General features: G+C 55.0%; 24 protein-coding genes. 9 read left to right on the top strand and 15 right to left on the bottom strand.

Features of this window, described 5'->3' with window-relative positions:
- Positions 1 to 12: 12 nt before the first annotated feature.
- Positions 13 to 870, bottom strand: a complete 858-nt coding sequence (locus tag QMG27_RS03715; RefSeq protein WP_281813350.1) for an alpha/beta hydrolase — start codon at positions 868 to 870, stop codon at positions 13 to 15.
- Positions 867 to 3041, bottom strand: a complete 2175-nt coding sequence (locus QMG27_RS03710) for a TonB-dependent receptor (protein ID WP_281813347.1) — start codon at positions 3039 to 3041, stop codon at positions 867 to 869. The genes QMG27_RS03715 and QMG27_RS03710 overlap by 4 nt, the downstream gene beginning before the upstream one ends.
- A 71-nt stretch (positions 3042 to 3112) precedes the next feature.
- Here QMG27_RS03710 and minC point away from each other — a divergent pair, with 71 nt between their 5' ends.
- Genes minC through minE form a run of 3 tightly spaced genes read left to right on the top strand, consistent with a single transcriptional unit; the run spans position 3113 to position 4971 of the window.
- On the top strand, positions 3113 to 3859 hold the full coding sequence (gene minC, locus QMG27_RS03705; protein ID WP_281813346.1) for a septum site-determining protein MinC: 747 nt from the start codon (positions 3113 to 3115) through the stop codon (positions 3857 to 3859).
- 41 nt (positions 3860 to 3900) lie between these two features.
- Entirely contained in the window at positions 3901 to 4716 is an 816-nt protein-coding gene (gene minD, locus QMG27_RS03700) for a septum site-determining protein MinD (protein ID WP_281813344.1), read from the top strand.
- Positions 4717 to 4719: 3 nt separating this feature from the next.
- A complete protein-coding gene (gene minE, locus QMG27_RS03695) occupies positions 4720 to 4971 on the top strand; it encodes a cell division topological specificity factor MinE (protein ID WP_281813341.1) in 252 nt (83 codons plus the stop codon).
- Between the two features lie 76 nt (positions 4972 to 5047).
- On the opposite strand, the gene QMG27_RS03690 is transcribed toward minE, so the two are convergent.
- Positions 5048 to 5218: a hypothetical protein gene (locus tag QMG27_RS03690; RefSeq protein WP_281813338.1), complete on the bottom strand. Its 171-nt coding sequence runs from the start codon at positions 5216 to 5218 to the stop codon at positions 5048 to 5050.
- A gap of 99 nt (positions 5219 to 5317) precedes the next feature.
- Between QMG27_RS03690 and QMG27_RS03685 the strand changes: the two genes are divergently transcribed.
- The 3 genes from QMG27_RS03685 to QMG27_RS03675 are packed head-to-tail and all read left to right on the top strand — an operon-like array spanning position 5318 to position 6757.
- On the top strand, positions 5318 to 5917 hold the full coding sequence (locus tag QMG27_RS03685; RefSeq protein ID WP_281813336.1) for a hypothetical protein: 600 nt from the start codon (positions 5318 to 5320) through the stop codon (positions 5915 to 5917).
- A 7-nt stretch (positions 5918 to 5924) separates the two neighbouring features.
- Positions 5925 to 6140: a SlyX family protein gene (locus QMG27_RS03680; RefSeq protein ID WP_281813334.1), complete on the top strand. Its 216-nt coding sequence runs from the start codon at positions 5925 to 5927 to the stop codon at positions 6138 to 6140.
- Positions 6141 to 6157: 17 nt separating this feature from the next.
- Positions 6158 to 6757, top strand: a complete 600-nt coding sequence (locus QMG27_RS03675; protein WP_281813332.1) for a 2-hydroxychromene-2-carboxylate isomerase — start codon at positions 6158 to 6160, stop codon at positions 6755 to 6757.
- Here QMG27_RS03675 and QMG27_RS03670 read toward each other — a convergent pair whose 3' ends face one another.
- Both QMG27_RS03670 and orn read right to left on the bottom strand, forming a co-directional pair.
- Positions 6758 to 8584: a DEAD/DEAH box helicase gene (locus QMG27_RS03670; protein WP_281813329.1), complete on the bottom strand. Its 1827-nt coding sequence runs from the start codon at positions 8582 to 8584 to the stop codon at positions 6758 to 6760. It abuts the gene before it with no gap.
- A gap of 218 nt (positions 8585 to 8802) precedes the next feature.
- Positions 8803 to 9387 (bottom strand): oligoribonuclease, encoded by a 585-nt coding sequence (gene orn / locus QMG27_RS03665; protein WP_281813327.1) that lies wholly within the window; start codon positions 9385 to 9387, stop codon positions 8803 to 8805.
- Positions 9388 to 9427: 40 nt separating this feature from the next.
- Here orn and QMG27_RS03660 point away from each other — a divergent pair, with 40 nt between their 5' ends.
- Both QMG27_RS03660 and rsgA read left to right on the top strand, forming a co-directional pair.
- Positions 9428 to 10684 carry a M48 family metallopeptidase gene (locus QMG27_RS03660; RefSeq protein WP_281814507.1) on the top strand — a complete coding sequence of 419 codons (1257 nt, stop codon included), beginning with the start codon at positions 9428 to 9430 and terminating at the stop codon, positions 10682 to 10684.
- Positions 10681 to 11568, top strand: a complete 888-nt coding sequence (rsgA, locus tag QMG27_RS03655; RefSeq protein ID WP_281813325.1) for a ribosome small subunit-dependent GTPase A — start codon at positions 10681 to 10683, stop codon at positions 11566 to 11568. The genes QMG27_RS03660 and rsgA overlap by 4 nt, the downstream gene beginning before the upstream one ends.
- Here rsgA and QMG27_RS03650 read toward each other — a convergent pair whose 3' ends face one another.
- From QMG27_RS03650 to QMG27_RS03610, 9 genes are all read right to left on the bottom strand, one after another.
- Positions 11569 to 12525, bottom strand: coding sequence for a CobD/CbiB family protein (locus QMG27_RS03650; protein WP_281813323.1), 957 nt, complete (start codon positions 12523 to 12525; stop codon positions 11569 to 11571).
- 49 nt (positions 12526 to 12574) lie between these two features.
- A complete protein-coding gene (locus QMG27_RS03645; protein WP_281813321.1) occupies positions 12575 to 13249 on the bottom strand; it encodes a CoA pyrophosphatase in 675 nt (224 codons plus the stop codon).
- A 56-nt stretch (positions 13250 to 13305) separates the two neighbouring features.
- Positions 13306 to 13701 carry a 50S ribosomal protein L19 gene (gene rplS, locus QMG27_RS03640; RefSeq protein WP_281813319.1) on the bottom strand — a complete coding sequence of 132 codons (396 nt, stop codon included), beginning with the start codon at positions 13699 to 13701 and terminating at the stop codon, positions 13306 to 13308.
- A 103-nt stretch (positions 13702 to 13804) separates the two neighbouring features.
- Positions 13805 to 14554 (bottom strand): tRNA (guanosine(37)-N1)-methyltransferase TrmD, encoded by a 750-nt coding sequence (trmD, locus tag QMG27_RS03635; RefSeq protein ID WP_281814504.1) that lies wholly within the window; start codon positions 14552 to 14554, stop codon positions 13805 to 13807.
- A 24-nt stretch (positions 14555 to 14578) separates the two neighbouring features.
- Positions 14579 to 15142: a ribosome maturation factor RimM gene (gene rimM, locus QMG27_RS03630; RefSeq protein WP_281814501.1), complete on the bottom strand. Its 564-nt coding sequence runs from the start codon at positions 15140 to 15142 to the stop codon at positions 14579 to 14581.
- Between the two features lie 18 nt (positions 15143 to 15160).
- On the bottom strand, positions 15161 to 15412 hold the full coding sequence (gene rpsP / locus QMG27_RS03625) for a 30S ribosomal protein S16 (RefSeq protein WP_281813317.1): 252 nt from the start codon (positions 15410 to 15412) through the stop codon (positions 15161 to 15163).
- 156 nt (positions 15413 to 15568) lie between these two features.
- Complete coding sequence (locus tag QMG27_RS03620) at positions 15569 to 16579, bottom strand: inorganic phosphate transporter (RefSeq protein WP_281813315.1); 1011 nt, start codon at positions 16577 to 16579, stop codon at positions 15569 to 15571.
- A 13-nt stretch (positions 16580 to 16592) separates the two neighbouring features.
- Complete coding sequence (locus tag QMG27_RS03615; protein WP_281813313.1) at positions 16593 to 17240, bottom strand: DUF47 domain-containing protein; 648 nt, start codon at positions 17238 to 17240, stop codon at positions 16593 to 16595.
- Positions 17241 to 17280: 40 nt separating this feature from the next.
- Positions 17281 to 17643 (bottom strand): DMT family protein, encoded by a 363-nt coding sequence (locus QMG27_RS03610; RefSeq protein ID WP_281813311.1) that lies wholly within the window; start codon positions 17641 to 17643, stop codon positions 17281 to 17283.
- A gap of 169 nt (positions 17644 to 17812) precedes the next feature.
- On the opposite strand from QMG27_RS03610, the gene QMG27_RS03605 reads away from it, so the two are divergent.
- The gene (locus tag QMG27_RS03605; RefSeq protein ID WP_281813309.1) at positions 17813 to 18169 is read left to right on the top strand and encodes a hypothetical protein; all 357 of its coding nucleotides are present in this window, start codon (positions 17813 to 17815) and stop codon (positions 18167 to 18169) included.
- Between the two features lie 52 nt (positions 18170 to 18221).
- Here QMG27_RS03605 and folK read toward each other — a convergent pair whose 3' ends face one another.
- Entirely contained in the window at positions 18222 to 18689 is a 468-nt protein-coding gene (gene folK / locus QMG27_RS03600; protein ID WP_281813307.1) for a 2-amino-4-hydroxy-6-hydroxymethyldihydropteridine diphosphokinase, read from the bottom strand.
- Positions 18690 to 18692: the final 3 nt, after the last annotated feature.

Below are 18692 nucleotides of genomic sequence, written 5' to 3'. Positions count from 1 at the left end.
AGCTTGGTGTATTTACTTGTTCAGCAGCTCAATGGCCAAGGTGTTCAAACGATGGCCTGGTTGAGTCAACGCCTCAACGATGCTGAAGTGTTGCAAGCCTTCCAAGGTCTCAGCCACAGGCACGCAGCCTTTGCCCCAAGACTGCTGAATGAGCAGGTTGTGACGAATGAACTCTTCGCTCTCGATGCCACCGGCCACGCTGTAAAGCATGCCTTTCTTAGGTGCGGGCATCCATGCTGGGCTGTTGCGCAACACCACGTCATCGGTGAGGCGCAAACTGTCTTTGAGGTAAGGCGCAGCTTGCACAGACTGCAGCTCGTACAAACCTGAAATCGACAACGCTTTGGTAACCAAATGCGCTGGCAAATCAGCGGCGAAGGCAGGCCAATCGCACGCCAGCAACATGGCTGCCAAATGACCACCCGCTGAGTGCCCCACGAGGGTGATGCGACTCGGGTCACCGCCAAAACGGTGGATGTTGCGCCACACCCATGCCACAGCTTTGACCATTTGCAATGTGATGTCAGACACCGTCACTGCGGGGCACAAGGCATAGTTGGGCACCACCACATGCGCGCCTTGTGCGGTGAAGGTGGGTGCAATGAATGAGTGATCCGCTTTGTCGAGCGAGCGCCAATAACCGCCATGAATGAACACCACCACAGGGGCTTTGTCAGCTGTTGTGTCACTCGGGAAAATATCCAAGGTTTCATTCAAACCACGGCCATAGGCCACGTCTTGAAAGCAACGATGCGTGGCTCGCACTTGCGCCGAAGTGTTGCGCCAGTATGCAAAGTGCTCAGCGAACTCGGGGACAAGCGCGCGGTTGTTGTACATGCGGTCGTACCAAGCGCCGTCACGTTGCGTCATAGTTTTTTCTCCAAGAGGATTTGCACATTGGTCCAGCTGCGGTTGGTGGTGTGGCTGTTTTCAACCACGCCGTTGCCGCTGTAGATGCTACCCGTGTTGTAGTTGAGCGGATTGAGGTTGCTGAGGGTGACACGCCAAGCGGTCGTGCCATCGACACGCCACAAACCGTACACATCCATGACACGTTTTTGCGAAATGAGACTCAACTGCTCTGCACTCAAGCGCGTGCTGTAGCCGGGGTTGTAGCTGATGTTGCCGCCGACCGTGAGCGGCGCCGACTTGAGTTTGTAATCCGCACCGAAGTTGGCCGTCATACTCGGTTGTTGGTCGAGACGGTTGTCTGGCCCCATGATGCTGAGCACGCGGGAGCGGTAAAAGCTCAGGTTGTTACGCAGGTCAATGTGCGGTGCATCGGCGATCCATTGGTCCATGCGGAACTTCGCTTCCAGCTCAACACCCTCGGTGACGGCTTCACTGATGTTTTGCGGGCTAGACAGCCAGCGCCCACTCGACTCTTGCGTGGTCACATTGCGAATCAGGTTTTGCACCTTGCGATGAAAAGCACTGGCACTCAACACGCCACCTTGAGGCAAATAACGCTCGACGGCCACATCTAGGCCTGTCGCAATCTCAGGTTTGAGATTGGGGTTGCCAGAGACATCGGGGTTGGTCGCGGTGTTGTCATCACGCGTGTAGGCGCGACGCGCCAACAGCGTGGGCATGGTGGGCGTTTTGAAGCTGCGCGTGAGGCTCATGCGCACTTGATCACGGCTGTCAGGATCAGGTCGCCACATGGCATGCAACAAAGGGGTGAACACGCTGTTACGGTTGGTCACATCACCTGCTGAGGTGTTGCCTTCGGTGGTCAAGCCCTCGTAGCGCGCGCCTAGGTGCGTGGCCCAGTGAGGTGTGAGTTGCCACTCGTCTTGCGAATACACGGCGTAGCGCATGGAGCTGGCTTGGTAGTCCGCACTGCCCGCCACGCTTTGGTAAGCACCCACCACGGTCTGTGTGCGTCGCACCGATTCGGCCTCGGCTCCACTCACCCACTGATGTCCTCCACCCCTCACGTTGGTGTACTTGCCGCTGAGACTTGCTGAGCGATCTTGAACATGTGAGTTTTCAGACAGGGCGGGCAATAAGCGAGGTGCTGTCGATGTTTGTTGGTATTCGTTGTGGCTGTTCCACCCACCGACATTGAACTTCCATTCCATGCTGCTGTCGGCCGAGAGCTTGCGTCGCCATTGGCCATTCAAGCGCATCACCGCAAAATGATTTTGGTTTTCGTTGGTGGCCGTGGCTGAGCCAACCGCGGTGGTCGGGTTGGTCGATGTTTGCGTCGCCAAAATCGTTCCGGGCGTTGTGCCTTGTGACAGGGCGATGAATGGCATCAGTGTGAAGGTTTCACCTGGATCGCCCTTGAGCTGCAAACGGGCCGTCGCATGCAGACCTTCGCGAGCGTAATGGCTATCGCTCACGCGTTGACGGTCTGTTTTGTACGAATTCGCACCCACGGTTTCTGTGCGCGTTAAATCGTTCTCACTGTGGTCCGGCGCTGCGTATCGGTTCACAGACAGTGTGTAGTTGGCGGTCCATTGATCCGCATCGTGGTACTTGACCACTGAAGCGGTCGGCGACGCATAGCCCCCTTGAAACGACGAGCCCACTTTCAGCTCGGTGGGCATGCCTTTGCGGCCTTCGCGGGTGATGATGTTGACGGTGCCTGCAATGGCCTGTGCACCGGTCTCCGCCGTGGGCGCGCGGTAAATTTCAACGCGCTCAATCATCTCGGGCGTGAGTGACTCGACGTTAAAGCCGGGCGGCACACGCTGACCATCAAGCAAGATTTGTGTGTAGCCTTGGCTCAAGCCACGCATGCGAATACCGCCGCCTCGCCCAGGCGCACCGCCCAAGGTGATGCCAGGCATGCGCTTCAAAATTTCGCCCAAGTTGGAATCACCTTGGCGCTCAATCTCTTCACGACCAATCACAATTTTGCTGGCGGTGGATTCACGGCGCTGCTGTGTGTCGTTGTCACGGCCGCTGGTAATTTCGATGCGCCCCATGTCCGAAGGGGCAGCAGCAGGCGCTGTGGCTTGCTGCGCCAAGACCGCGGTAGCACTGAGTGCAAAAGGCACAAAAATGGAACGGGCAAGGTAATGGGTGTGCATTTGAAAAAGTTTACCTAGGTATCAATACCCTTGCCGTGTAAAGTTCAGGTTTTCCAATTTTTGCAAGTCTTATGAGCCAAGCCTCCGCGCCACACGCCTACGAAATCAAAAGTGCCTCGTTGCCCTTGGTGTCTTTCCTCCTCAAAACCCCAGACATATCAGCCCTGCAAGCCGACATGGCACGCCGTTTGGGGGCTACCCCTGGCTTCTTTGACAACGACCCCGTGGTGATCGATCTGAGCGTCCTAGAAGACCCTGACAACCTGCTGGATCTCCCTTCGGTGTGCTTGATGTTGCGCACCCACCAAATGCTGCCTGTGGCCGTACGCGGCGCGAATGAACACCAATTAGCTAACGCTCACCAAGCCGGTTTGTTTGAAGCGCGCGACTTGAGCATTCAAGCGCCTGCTGCGCCTCGCGTGGAAACCGTGGTGCAAGAGGTGATTCGCGAAGTGGAAGTGGTGCGCGAAGTACAAACCGGCAACAGCGCAGCCATGGTCATCGACAAGCCATTGCGCTCAGGCCAGCACGTGTACGCCAAAGGCCGCGACTTGATCGTGCTGGCCATGGTGAACCCCGGCGCTGAAATCATGGCCGATGGCCACATCCATGTGTACGCTCCGCTGCGTGGCAAAGCGATTGCCGGTGCGCGTGGTGACGAACAAGCACGCATCTTCACCTCCAGCCTTGAGGCTGAGCTCATTTCGATCGCTGGCACCTACCGCACCAGCGGTGATGCACCGCTGCCTTCAGACGTGGCGGGTAAGCCTGCGCAAATCAGCCTGCAAGGCGATAAGTTGGTGATGCAAGCACTGTAAAATTCATCAATTAATTATCAGAAACAACTAGGGCTTTATTCATGACAAAAATCGTGGTGGTGACCTCTGGCAAAGGCGGTGTGGGCAAGACCACAACCAGCGCCAGTTTTTCCTCTGGCCTCGCCTTGCGCGGCTTCAAAACGGTCGTCATCGACTTTGACGTGGGCTTGCGTAACCTCGACCTGATCATGGGCTGCGAGCGTCGCGTGGTGTATGACTTCATCAACGTCATCAATGGTGAAGCCACGCTGAACCAAGCCTTGATCAAAGACAAGCAATGCGACAACTTGTACGTGTTGGCGGCTTCGCAAACGCGTGACAAAGATGCGCTGTCACAAGACGGCGTAGAGCGCGTGTTGAACGAACTCAAAGAAATGAAGTTCGACTACATCGTGTGCGACTCCCCCGCCGGTATCGAAGTAGGCGCCATGATGGCCATGCACTTTGCCGATGAAGCCTTGGTGGTGACCAACCCCGAAGTGTCTTCGGTGCGTGACTCTGACCGCATCTTGGGCATGCTCAGCAGCAAAACCAAGCGTGCCATCGAAGGCGACACACCCATCAAAGAACACTTGCTCATCACGCGCTACAACCCTAGCCGCGTAGAAGATGGTCACATGCTGTCGCTCGAGGACATCCAAGACATCTTGCGCATTCCTTTGATCGGTGTGATTCCCGAATCTGAAACCGTGCTCACCGCTTCTAACCAAGGCTTGCCCGCTGTGCATTTGGAAAAAACAGATGTATCAGAAGCCTACAAAGACGTGATCAGCCGCTTCTTGGGCGAAGACTTGCCCATGCGCTTCACCGAGAACGTCAAGCCTAGTTTGCTCAAACGTATTTTTGGCGGGAAGTAAACCATGTCGTTGCTCTCTCTCTTACTCGGTGAGAAGAAAAAAACAGCGAACGTTGCCAAAGAGCGTTTGCAGTTCATCCTTACCCACGAGCGCACAGGCCGCAACCCACAGCCCGACTACCTGCCTGATTTGCAGCGCGATTTGGTGGCCGTGCTCTCCAAATACGTGAAGATCAATCCAGATGACATCAAGGTGAATCTGGAGCGTCACGACAACCTCGAAGTGCTCGAAGTCAAAATCGAACTACCCGAGTGATGGGCTTCATGCCCAGCCAACAAAAAAGCGACCCAAGGGTCGCTTTTTGTTTGGCTGTCACAAGGACAAAAGCGGATTAACCGCCTTTGTTGGTGCGCTTGCCAGGGTTCTTTTTGCTACGTGTCGCAACACCGCGCTCAAGGCTCACGCGTTGGCCACGACCGCCTGTGCGCAGCACAGTGCCTGGCAGTGGAATTGGTTTTGGTGCGCGTTTGCGGTCGGCTTCAGTGACGATTTTGTTTCCCATGAAATTTCCAAGTAAAAAAAGTTACAGCCCCTAATTAGGCCACAAGTACAGCGCATTTTCGCACGTAACCACCCATAATCTAGCGAAACAAGGTGATTTATGAATCCAAAAATCAGTGAATTGCTGGCTCGTATCCAGCACATGGAAGCAGAAATCGAGCTCGAAATGAAGCGCAAACGCGCTGAATTGCAGGCCGACTTTGAAGAAACCCGTGTGCGCTTTGAACATGAGGTGCTAGAACAACAACGCCGCTTCAAAACGGGGCTACTGGCCTACATCCTCTCAGGCAGTTTGCTCACTGCACTGACCGCCCCCGTCATTTATGCCGTGTTCTTCCCCATGGTGTTGCTGGATGTGGCTGTGACCTTGTACCAAGCCATTTGCTTTCCGGTGTATGGCATCGCACGTGTCAAACGCTCAGATTATTTTGTGTTTGACCGCTCACACTTGGCGTATTTGAACTTGCTGGAAAAATTCAACTGTGCGTATTGCTCATACGGCAATGGCTTGATGGCCTACGCACGCGAAGTGGTGGCACGCACCGAACAGTATTGGTGCCCCATCAAACACGCACGCAAAATCATGGCAGCCCACCCCTACTACACAGGCTTTGTTGATTTTGGCGACGCCGAAAGCTACAAGCGAGAGCTCGAAGCATTGCGCACAGAACTGAACAAGCTCGATAAAACACACGAATAAACAACCCATGCCCAACACCGAGATTGACAAACGTTTGATGGACCTTGAAATCAAGGCCAGCTTCACCGAAGACTTGGTGGAGCAACTCAACCAAACCATCTTTCAGCAACAACAGCAAATTGATGCGCTCATTCGCGAAGTGAGCCAGCTGCGCCAGCAAGCACCCGATGGAGGCACAGGCGGCTTTCGTAGCCTACGCGATGAATTGCCCCCGCACTATTAAACACACAGGAGACAGACATGAGCAAAACCGTGGATTACTACTTAGCCCCTCAAAGCCCTTGGACATATCTGGGCCACCAACGCTTTGTGAACATCGCCAAGGCAGCAGGCGCTACCGTGCGTGTGATGCCCATGGATTTGGGAAAAGTGTTCCCTATTTCAGGAGGCCTACCCTTGGGTAAACGTGCACCACAGCGTCAAGCCTATCGACTGGTGGAATTGGCACGCTTTGGCAAAGCGCTGAACTTGCCAATCAACTTGCACCCGAAGTTTTTCCCTGTCGCAGGGGACCCAGCAGCCAAACTCATCATTGCGGTGGACATGCACCACGGCACGGATGCCGCGTTGACCATCACCGGTGCAGTGTTGTCAGCGGTGTGGCAGGAAGAACGCGACATTGCCGATGCGGCCACCTTAGCGGCCTTGCTGAGCGCGCATCAATTGGATGCGGCCTGTATGGCGCTGTCTGACACGCCCGAGGTGCAAGCTCGCTACGACGCCTACACCCAAAGCGCCATCGACACGCAGGTGTTTGGCGCACCTACCTACATGGTGAATGGCGAGATGTTTTGGGGACAAGACCGCTTGGACTTTGTGGCCCAAGCGGTGAAAGCCTAATTAACGCGCCACGCGTGGCTTAGGCGTGCGTTTCTTCGCATCAAAGCCACCACCGAACGATTTACCGGCAGGGCGTGCAGGCTTGTCAAATGGCGTGCGGCCGGCTTCAAACGGGGCACGAGGGCCGCGTGATGGTGCACGATCTTCGAAGCTACGAGGTGCACCGAAGTTACCGCGAGGTGCGCCACGGCCTTCGCCAAAGTGACCACGTGATTCATGGCTGCGTGGCTCAAAGTTGCCACCGCGGCGATCTTCAAAACGCGGAGCGTCTTGGCGGCCTTCGAAGCGGTTGTCTGAGCGACCTTCAAAACGGTTACCGGACGAACGACGGTCATCAAAGCGCGGCTCGAAACGGCCATAACCTTGACCTTCTGAACGGCCACCGAATTTTTTACCACCAAAGCCACGGCCACCGCCACCAAACTTGCCGCCACCTTTGCGATCGTAGTCACGACCACCGCCACGTTGTTCGAGGCGTTGTGTGGGTTCCAAACCTGGAATCACTTCAGCTGTGAACTGTTGGCGTGTGTAGGCTTCGATGTCGAAAATTTTGCGCTTGTCGCGGAATTCAGCCAACGTCACAGCCAAGCCATCACGACCCGCGCGGCCTGTACGGCCAATGCGGTGGGTGTAGTCCTCTGACTTCATGGGCAAGCCAAAGTTGAACACGTGGGTGATGGTGGGCACGTCAATGCCGCGTGCGGCCACATCGGTGGCCACCAAAAACTGCACTTGACCATTGCGCAAAGCCATCAAGCGGCGGTTACGCAAACCTTGGCTCAAAGCGCCGTGCAAAGCGACAGCCGAGAAGCCTTCTTGCTGCAAGTCATTGGCTAGGCCATCGCACTCAATTTGGGTACTGGCAAACACCACCGCTTGGTTGATGGTGGTATCGCGCAAGAGGTGATCCAACAAGCGGCGCTTGTGTTGTGCGTTGTCTGCCCAGTGCAGCACTTGACGAATGTTGTTGTGCTTCTCTTGAGGTGAGTCGATTTGCACGCGTTGAGGTTCACGCATCACACGTGCGGCCAATTGCTGAATGCGCGGCGCAAACGTGGCGCTGAACATCATGGTTTGTTTGCGGCCGATGGTGAGTTGGTTGATTTCAGCCAAGTCATCGGCAAAACCCAAGTCGAGCATGCGGTCGGCTTCGTCCACCACCAAGAACTGCACTTTTTCCAGCTTGATTTGCATGGAGCGTTGCAAGTCGAGCAAGCGACCAGGCGTAGCCACCACAAGGTTGGCGTTTTGCAGCTTGGCAATTTGCAACTGATAAGGCATACCGCCCACCACGTTGGCCACGCGCAAGCCACGGCAGTGCTTAACCAAGTCGATCGCGTCATGCGCCACTTGCTGGGCCAATTCACGTGTAGGGCACACGATCAAAGCGCCGGGTGTGGGGGCTTTGAAGTTGCGCACATTGGTGGGGTCTTTGCGCTTGGGGCGCTTAGGTGGCTCTTCGCCTTTGGCAGCAGCATCGGCCACGAGCTTGTCCCAAGCAGCTTTGTCTGCGGCTTCAGCTTGGGCTTGTTGCTGGATCAAGGTGTGCAACACAGGCAACAAGAAGGCTGCGGTTTTGCCGCTGCCTGTTTGGCTAGACACCATCAAGTCGATGAAGCCTTGGCTGCTTTCATTAGGCAATGCCAATGGAATGGTTTTTTGTTGGACCGTGGTGGGTTGGGTGTAGCCGAGGTCGGCCACAGCTTGCACCAATTCGCGGGCCAGACCCAATTCAACAAAGCCGTTGGTCTGTTGTGCTTCTTGCTCAGGCATAGAAATAGTTTCGGCAGGCGCAAATTCGCCTGTCACGTTCAAAGTGTCAGTCATGATTTTTTCTCTCGCACGTGAGCGCCGCAAGTTGTGCGGCTGCTCCGTTCATGGTTAAAAAACATCAACCATCAAACGGAACTTGCTCTGACCCGCAACGGGGCTATCAGTGCATGGGGCTCATTTCGCGAGCCCGGTGAATGAAGGGAGATGTACAAATTCGCTACGTCTTGGTAGCGAAGAAGGTGATTATGACACGGATTCGGGTTTTTACCTAATCACAGTTTCAAAAAGTGTTCACGGTAGTGAATCATCTCGTCGATGGACTCATGCACATCGGCCAGCGCTGTGTGTTTCTGTGCCTTTTTGAAGGCGTTCAACACCTCGGGCTTCCAGCGGCGTGACAGCTCTTTCAAAGTGCTCACATCCACGTTGCGGTAGTGGAACCACGCTTCGAGCTTGGGCATGTACTTGTTCAAAAAGCGGCGGTCCTGACCAATGGTATTGCCGCACATGGGTGACACACCTTTGGTCACGTATTGCTTCATGAAGGCAATCAGCTGCGCTTCAGCCTCAGCCTCGGTCACAGTCGAGGCTTTGACTTTGTCGATCAAGCCGCTCTTACCGTGCGTGCCCTTGTTCCATGCGTCCATTTTGTTGAGCAGTTCATCGCTTTGATGAATCACAAACACGGGCCCTTCGATGCGCACCGACAAATCAGGGCTGGTGACAATGACCGCAATTTCCAGCAAGCGCTCACGCTCGGGGTCCAGCCCCGTCATTTCGCAATCGAGCCAAACCAAGTTCAAGTCCGACTTGGCGAGTTTTTGGGGGGCAACAGGAGAGGTAGCAACTTCAGACATAAGCCAGATTGTCGCCCATCATCTAAACTCCTCCCCCATGATGAATCCCTCTCTCGCGATGACCTTGACGCTGGCAGTTTTGCTGGTCGCCAACTTGCTCACCAAACTCTGGCTCATGAGCCGTCAAGTGCGTCACGTGGCACAACACCGCGACCAAGTGCCAGCAGCTTTTGCGCACACCATCAGCTTAGAGGCTCACCAAAAAGCAGCCGACTACACCATGGCCAAAGCGCGCGTGGGTGTGGCCGATATGGGGCTAGATGCCCTCACCTTGGTGGCGTGGACATTGCTCGGTGGTTTGGACTTACTTAACCAAATCACACTCGACTTGTTGGGTGCGGGCATGGGCCAGCAAATTGCATTGGTGGTGAGCTTCAGTTTGATTGGTGGTTTGATTGGCTTGCCTTTGTCCCTGTTTCAAACCTTTGGCATCGAGCAGCGCTTTGGCTTTAACAACACCACGCCCAAGCTGTGGGTGAGCGACCTACTCAAAGGCTTGTTGGTGGGCATGGTGTTGGGCTTGCCTATTCTCTGGTTGGTACTGTGGCTCATGCAAGCGGGCGGCACCTTGTGGTGGCTCTACACCTGGGCAGCCTTGGTGGCCTACCAACTGTTTGTGATGTGGATTGCGCCCAACGTCATCATGCCCTTGTTCAACAAGTTCACCCCCCTGGAAGACGCCACGCTCAAAGATCGCGTTACAGCGCTGATGACCCGTTCAGGCTTTACCGCCAAAGGTTTTTTCGTGATGGACGGTAGCCGCCGCTCTGCCCACTCCAACGCCTTCTTCACTGGCTTTGGAGCCGCCAAGCGCGTGGTCTTTTTCGACACGCTGCTCGCCAAATTGAATGGCGATGAAATGGAAGCCGTGTTGGCCCACGAACTCGGCCACTTCAAACACCGCCACATTTTGAAAATGATGGCCACCAGCTTTGCCACAAGTTTGGCTGGTCTAGCTTTGTTGGGTTGGTTATCGCAGCAAGTATGGTTTTACACAGGCTTGGGCGTGATGCCTAACCTCAATGGCAACAACAGTGCCTTGGCCTTGCTGCTGTTCATGTTGGTGCTGCCTTTGTTCACGTTTTTTGTGTCCCCCTTGTCGGCGCGTCGCTCACGCAAATTTGAGTTTGAAGCCGATGCCTATGCCGTGGCCAACAGCGATGGCAAAGCCCTCGCCAACGCACTGCTCAAGCTCTATCAAGACAACGCCTCCACTCTCACGCCAGACCCTTGGTATGTGGCGTTTTACTACTCGCACCCGCCCGCCTCACAGCGCTTGGCGCGCATGGCCGCATGAAGCAAGCCGGCTTGGTGGTGGCCAGCCACGGACGACACTGCGTGGTGGAAACACCTGATGGTGAGCGCCGCATTTGCCACCCGCGTGGCAAAAAAAGCCAAGTGGTGGTGGGCGACCACGTGCAGTGGTTAGCCAGCAGCGACGAAGGCACGATTGAAAAAGTAGAGCCACGTCACAACTTGTTTTACCGACAAGACGAGATTCGCACCAAATCGTTTGCGGCCAACTTAGACCAAGTCTTGATCCTGCTTGCCGCCGAGCCTGAGTTTTCTGAAATGCAGCTCACGCGTGCCCTCATTGCAGCCGAGGCAGAGCACATCACGCCCATCATCGCGCTCAACAAAAGTGATTTGAAAGAGCCTTTTACGCGCGCCCTCAACCGACTTGAGCCCTACGTCAAAATGGGCTACACCGTGCTGCAGGGGGCGTTTAAAACCGGCGATTTGGCCGACTTGCCTGAGCGCTTGAAGCACAAAACCACGCTGGTACTCGGCCCTTCAGGCACAGGAAAAAGCACACTCATCAATGCGTTGGTACCCAACGCCAATGTCGCGACCGCAGAGATTTCGCAGGCGCTCAACTCAGGCAAACACACCACCACATCGACCACCTGGCATTGGGTGGATGCCGAGCGCACAACGGGTTTGATTGACTCGCCAGGCTTTCAAGAATTTGGCGTGCATCACATCGATGCCATGCAGTTGGCAGCCTACATGCCCGACTTCAAACCGCATGTGGCGAACTGCAAGTTTTACAACTGCACGCATTTGCACGAGCCTTCGTGCGGGGTGCAAGACGCGGTAGAAGCTGGGGCTATCAGCCCATCGCGTTACAAGCTGTACGGCATGTTGTTTGCCGAACTCACGCAGCCTGCGAACTACTGATTAGCCCAGCAAACGCGCCAAGGTCAATAGGGCCAGCAACACCATCCACATGACCACGCTGCGCCAAATCAGGCCCACCACACTGGGCAAATGGGCCATCTCAGGCGCACGACCCGGTGTGCTTTCGCTGTCTTGGCTGAGGTCATCTTCAGTCGCATGCAGTGCCTCACCGCCCAAGCGGACATTCAGTGCACCAGCCGTAGCGGCCAACACCACACCATCGTTGTCATCTGGGAATCGTTGGGCATGGGTGCGCCAGCAATCAATGGCTTCTTCGAAATTTCCCATCACGGCAAACGCTATGGCAGTCAGCCGTGCAGGTAGCCAGTCGACGCGCCGCCAAGCTTGGCGTGCGGCATTTTGCAAGGTGTCGCTCACCCAACCTTTGGTGGCCTTGGGCGTGGCTTGCCAAGTGCGTGACACCGTTTGGCTCATGCGGTAAATCACAGCGCCTGCTGGCCCCAATCCCAAAGCAGCCAACACAGAGAACCATGTGAGCACACCAAACACATGGTGATGCGCAGACAGCACCGAATGCTCAATCACATGCCGCAAAAACTCGCTACGAGGCAAGGTGCTCACCTCCACATGCTGCCACTGCGCAAACAACTCACGCGCCAAGCGTTCGTCGCCCACATCCAAGGCATCGCGAATGTCTGTGAAGTGGTGGCTGAACTGCCGAAAACCGAGCGTGACATACAAAACCGCCACGCTCCAAACCATCGCCACAGGCCATCCAAAAATGCCGATCAACACCCAGTGAACCACCGTAGCGATGAGCGCAGGCAAACCAACAGCCAAGGACCATGTGGTCCACGCCAACCGAGGGTGGCCTGCATCCAAGGTTTGGCTAATCCACATGACCCATGTGCGAATGGTGCCGTGCACCCAATTGCCTCGCGCCAAGGGGCGGGCTTGTTCAATCAACAACGCAAGGAGCAGGGAAAGAAAACTCATGTCTGAATGATAGCTGTCAGATCTTTCAATTTTGCTGACTTCAGTCAGCTTAAGCAGACAGGAATCGGTAAAAGTTACGCAACATCCCCGCGGTCGCGCCCCACACAAAGCGCATCTGATCGCCGTCTTGGTAAGGCATAGACAACCATTCGCGCGTCACACCCTCAAAGTCGTAGCGGTGCCAGCGGTGATGCGCGGGATTCATCAAAAAAGCCAATGGCACTTCAAAGGCATCCGACACCTCGTGGGTGTTGAGTTGTAGCGTCATAGCCGGTGAAATCAGAGCCACCACGGGCGTCACATAAAAAGCCGAACCGGTGACGTATTCGGGCAAGGTGCCCAGCACCTGCACATGATGAGCGTCTAGTCCGACCTCCTCTTGCGCTTCACGTAAGGCAGTGGCAGCGACATCCACATCCGCCTCGTCGCACTTGCCACCTGCAAAAGCAATCTGCCCTGCATGCGTGGACATGTGTGAGGGACGTTGGGTCAAGAGCACGGTGGGCTCGTCACGCATCACTATGCCCAACAACACGGCAGCTTGGGCAGGCTGACGATCCATGAACTTTCGCTCGCGTACCAGTTCGGGCTGCCACTGCGGTGGATTGGCAAAACGCGCTTGCAAAGCCTGCGGCGTGAGGTGGTGGGCAGGCACGGCATCCAGATGCGTGTCCACTTGGAACACGGGTACTTGTTGGGGATCGAAAGCAGGAAGTTTGGACATAGAAAAAGCCACCGCAAGTTTCACTTGGGGTGGCTTCTAAGCAAGGGCTAACCTGCTTATTGAGCGGCTGCTGCGGCTTTAGAAGCTGCGGCCGACTTGGTGACCAATTTTTCTTTGATACGAGCCGATTTACCGCTGCGGTCACGCAAGTAGTACAACTTGGCACGACGCACATCACCACGACGCTTGACTTCGATGCTAGCAATCAATGGGCTGTAAGTTTGGAACGTACGCTCCACGCCTTCGCCGCTAGAGATCTTGCGAACGGTGAAGCCGCTGTTGAGGCCACGGTTACGCTTAGCGATCACCACACCTTCGTAGGCCTGCACACGCTTGCGTGTACCTTCAACCACGTTGACGTTCACAATGACTGTGTCGCCAGGTGCGAATTCAGGGATAGATTTGCCGAGGCGGGCAATTTCTTCTGCCTCGAGAGTTTGGATCAGGTTCATGTTTTCCTCTAAAGATCTTGATCGCGCTACACAAAAGGCTTCTTGCAACAAAGGCGCGAAGCGGCCGACCAGAGGATCGAAAAGCCCACCATTATAGCGAGTTTTAGGCCTTTAAAACAGCCTCGTCTTGCGGGGTCAACTTGGATGCGGCGCGGGCCGCCTCAATCAGCTCAGGCCTCAGACGGGCGGTCAGCAGCAAGCGCTGGTCACGGCGCCAGCGCTCGATGTTGATGTGGTGGCCTGACACCAGCGCGGGCGGCACACCCTGCCCTTCCCACTGCTCGGGACGGGTGTAGTGCGGGCAGTCCAGCAAGCCATCCAAGGCGGGGTTGAAGCTATCGAGCTGGTGGCTGCCTTCGTCATTGAGCACACCTGGCTGCAAACGGGCCACAGCATCCAGCAGCGTCATGGCTGCGATTTCGCCACCTGACAACACAAAGTCACCAAGGCTGATTTGAGCGTCGACATAGGTATCGATGAAGCGTTGATCAATGCCTTCATAACGACCGCACAACAACACAGCCCCCTGGCTGTCCGACCAACGTTGCACCGCGGCATGGTGCAGGGTCTCACCAATGGGTGAAAACAACACCAACGGAGCCACATCGCGGTCTTGCCCACGCTGGGCGCGAATGGCATGTAAACATGCAGCCAAAGGCTCAGCCAGCATCACCATGCCAGGACCGCCGCCAAAGGGACGGTCATCGACACGGCGGTAGTTGCCCTCGGCGTAGTCGCGCGGATTCCACAAACGCACCTCGACTTGCCCCGACTCATAGGCACGACGCGTCACGCCTGTTTTGAGAAACGGCTCAAACAATTCTGGAAATAAAGTGATGATGTCAAAGCGCATGGCCATGGCCTTGGACGAGTGGATTCAGTAATCGGGTTGCCAATCGGCAATGATGCGGCGACCGGGCAAGTCGACCGTATCGATATAGGCCGATACAAACGGAATCATGCGCTCTTTGGCCTTGCCGTCTTCCTCGTAAGCAAGCACTAACACGGTTTGCGGACCTGTATGCAACAGCTCGCGCACAGCACCGAGCGCCACGCCTTCGCGGTTGACCACATCCAAGCCAATCAGGTCAACCCAGTAGTACTCGTCGGTTTCGGGGGTAGGAAAGCTGGCACGCGAGACAAAAATGCGTGCGCCTTTGAGTAGTTCTGCGGCGTTGCGGTCAGGCACTTCGGCCGATGTGGCCACCACAGAATCAGAGTGTTCTTTGGCTTCTTTGACTTTCAGAAGCACGGTGCCAGAGAAGGTTTTGGCACCTCGTTCAGCGGGTTGTAAAAACCAACGCTTGGAAGAAAAAAGCGCTTCCGGAGAAGCGCTATAGGGCAAGACCTTGAACCAGCCTTTGATGCCCCAAGCATCTGCGATGCGCCCGACTTCGATAGCGTCCGCAGGAAGTTCTGCGGACTCTAAGCCCAGCGTCATCGCGGTGCCTTTGTTCAATTAAGCAGCAGCTTTAGCAGCTTGCTTGACCAAACGGATCACAGTGGGAGAGCATTGAGCACCCACGCTGGTCCAGTGGTTCAAGCGGTCTTGTGCAACGCGCAAGCTTTCAGCTTGGCCTTTGGCGATTGGGTTGTAAAAACCAATGCGCTCGATGAAGCGACCATCGCGACGATCGCGCTTGTCAGCCACAACAATGTTAAAAAACGGACGGGCTTTAGAACCGCCGCGTGAGAGTCGGATAACGACCATGATGAATCCTTCGGGTGGAAAATTCTTTCAACGTTTGAGACACGCGCTAAGCCACCCGGCCTGCGACACGCTGAAAAGCCTGCCATTATAGCGCCCAAAACAAAACGCACCGCTGGTGTCCCAAACGGTGCGTCATGACAAGGCCTAAAAAGTAGCTCAGAACAGCTGCAAGCTCACCCAGTAAGCCACGCCTGCCACAAAAGCACTGGCGGGAATGGTCAAAATCCAAGCCCAGACAATGCCACCGGCCACACCCCAACGCACCGCACTGGCGCGTTGCGTCGAACCCACGCCCACGATGGCGCCGGTGATGGTGTGTGTGGTGGAGACTGGAATGCCCAAGGCCGTTGCCAAGAACAAGGTCATGGCACCGCCCGTTTCGGCACAAAAGCCACCCACCGGCTTGAGCTTGGTGATTTTTTGGCCCATGGTTTTCACAATGCGCCAGCCACCAAACATGGTGCCCAAGCCAATGGCCATATAACAGCTAACGATGGCCCAGCTCGGAGGCGACTTGTCTTCAGCCGAGGCGTAGCCTGTCGCCAAAAGCAGCATCCAAATGATGCCAATGGTTTTTTGGGCATCGTTACCGCCGTGACCCAAGCTGTAGGCGCCAGCAGACACCAACTGCAAACGGCGGAACCACTTATCCACCCGAGAGGGGCGAAAGCTGCGGAAGATCCAAGCCACGGCCACCATCATCAATGAGCCCAACAAAAAGCCCAACAAAGGTGAAACAAAAATAAAGGCCACGGTTTTCAAAATGCCAGCCGCCAACAAAGCACTGGTGCCCGCCTTGGCAATCACAGCCCCAGAAATACCACCGATCAACGCATGCGACGAGCTGCTGGGGATGCCGTAATACCAAGTGATCACGTTCCAAGTGATCGCTCCAGTCAAAGCACCAAACACCACATGGGTGTCCACAACGCCAGGCATCACAATGCCCTTGCCCACTGTGGCGGCCACGCTCAGATGAAAGATGAAGATCGCCACGAAGTTGAAAAACGCAGCAAACAACACCGCTTGCGCTGGCTTCAAAACACCCGTCGACACCACGGTGGCAATGGAATTGGCCGCATCATGAAAGCCGTTCATGAAGTCGAACAGCAAAGCCAATGCCACCAACAAAGCGACCACCCAAAAGGCGGTTTGTACGGTTTCCATGGTCAGCCCGTGATCAAGAGTTCTCGAGGACGATGCCCTCGATCAAGTTGGCCACGTCTTCGCATTTGTCAGTGATAGTTTCCAACAGCTGATAAATGGCTTTGAGCTTGAGCACTTCACGCACATCGGGTTCTTCGCGGAACAACTTGCTCATGGCGCTGCGCATCACACGGTCGGCATCAGATTCAAGTTTGTCGATTTCTTCGCACGTCTTCAAAGCGGCTTCAGCAGTGGCGTGGTCGGAGATTTTTTCGAGCATGTACACGGCATCACGCAAGCGCTCGCAGCACTTCACGCTCAAGTCGGTCAAACGTGTGATTTCTTCGTTCATCACGCGCACGTCGTACAAGGCCATGGTCTCGGCTGTGTCTTGAATCAGGTCAGCCACATCGTCCATGGTGTTGATGAGCGAGTGAATTTGCTCACGGTCAATGGGCGTGATGAAAGTTTTGTGAATAGCGACGTTGCACTCGTGTGTCACACGGTCGGCGCCGCGCTCGGCGTTGTCGACATCGGTGTTGTACTTCTCGCGCAGCATGGTGTCGCCATAGTTGGCCACCAAGTTTGAGAACGCGTGCGCAGCTTCGACAATGCGGTCAGCGTGCTGGTTGAACATGACGAAAAAATTGCCCTCGGTGGGCAGCAACTTCCCAAACAGCATGGGGTAACTCCTATGAAACTGTGTGAAAGTGTAAACGGGCTCAAGTTCGGAAGATGAAATACACCGCACCCACCATGCACAAACCTGCCCACAAGTAGTCAAGCTTGAGGGGTTCGTTCAAGAAAAACACCGAAAACGGCACGAACACCGCCAAAGTGATCACTTCTTGCATGATTTTGAGCTGCCCCACTTGCAAACCCGCCTCATGAAAACCAATGCGATTGGCCGGCACTTGCAGCAAATACTCCATCAATGCAATACCCCAACTCACCAACGCAGCGGTATACCAAGGCGAATTAGCCAAGCTCTTGAGGTGGCCGTACCAAGCGAAGGTCATGAACACATTGGCCGCAACCAACAGCAACACGGCTTGAACAGCAAGTGGAATGGTAGAAAAGTTCATAGCCAATTCTAAAAACCATAAGCTCTCTTTATTCACATCATCAAGCTTTCTGGTCAATTCAAACCAGACCTGAGTAGGAATTAAATTGATACTTTATAAGTACAATTAAATGACACCTTAATTCATAAATGCGAGGTGCAATTCAACTTACCAATTTGTAGAGGCCCTGATGAAAAACAAAATAAATGTGTTCCTGACTACCGTGTCTGTTATTTCGTTGTTAGCTGGATGCGCAACCGCTGGAAAAGATATCACTGCGTCTTACGTTTCCCCAACACAGTTCTCGAACTTAGATTGCGACCAATTAAGAAGTGAAATGGCTCGCCTGAGCGGCCGAGTCAATCAATTGACAGGACGTTTAGATGAAGCTGCAAGCAATGACAAGGCCATCGCGGCAGGAGGCATATTATTTTTTCCAGCATGGTTCGCACTGGGCGGAACTAAGCAACAAGAAGCTGAACTCTCTCGCTTGAAGGGAGAATACGAAGCGATTCAAACCGCAAATACGCAGAAAAAATGTTCATAAGAATTCTATGAACATCCCGCGCTGCGTCATACCTATCTGAAGGCTCGGGCAATCAGATCACCTGAATAGCTTGAGTCTGCACTGCAGACAATTGCTCTGCACTCACCCGCTCCGGCCATACCTCAGCCAAGGGCAGCAACACAAAGGCTCGCTCGTGCCAACGTGGATGCGGCAAAGTCAGCTCTGGTGTGAGCAGCTCAGTGTCACCATAAAAAATGATGTCAAGGTCGAGCGTGCGCGGCGCATTTTTAAATGGTCGTTCACGCCCACTTTGCAGCTCGAGCGCTTGCAACGCATGCAGCAAAGCCAGTGGACTAAGCTGAGTCTGGACGAGGACCACTGCATTGATGAAGTCTGGGCCTTGCGCCTCGTAGGGTGCACTGCAGTACAGCGACGACGCTTTGAACAACTGCGTCTCAGGCAAAGCCGCCACATCGCGCAAGGCTTGCTGCACAGTGGCCACAGGATCGCCCAAATTGGCGCCCAGAGCCACACATGCCATGACGGGAGCTGCTGACACGGC

The organism is Limnohabitans sp. MORI2 (assembly GCF_027925025.1).
Lineage (GTDB): Bacteria > Pseudomonadota > Gammaproteobacteria > Burkholderiales > Burkholderiaceae_C > Limnohabitans.
The sequence above is the reverse complement of the archived record's forward strand: the minus strand, read 5'-3'. Positions and strand labels throughout refer to the sequence as shown.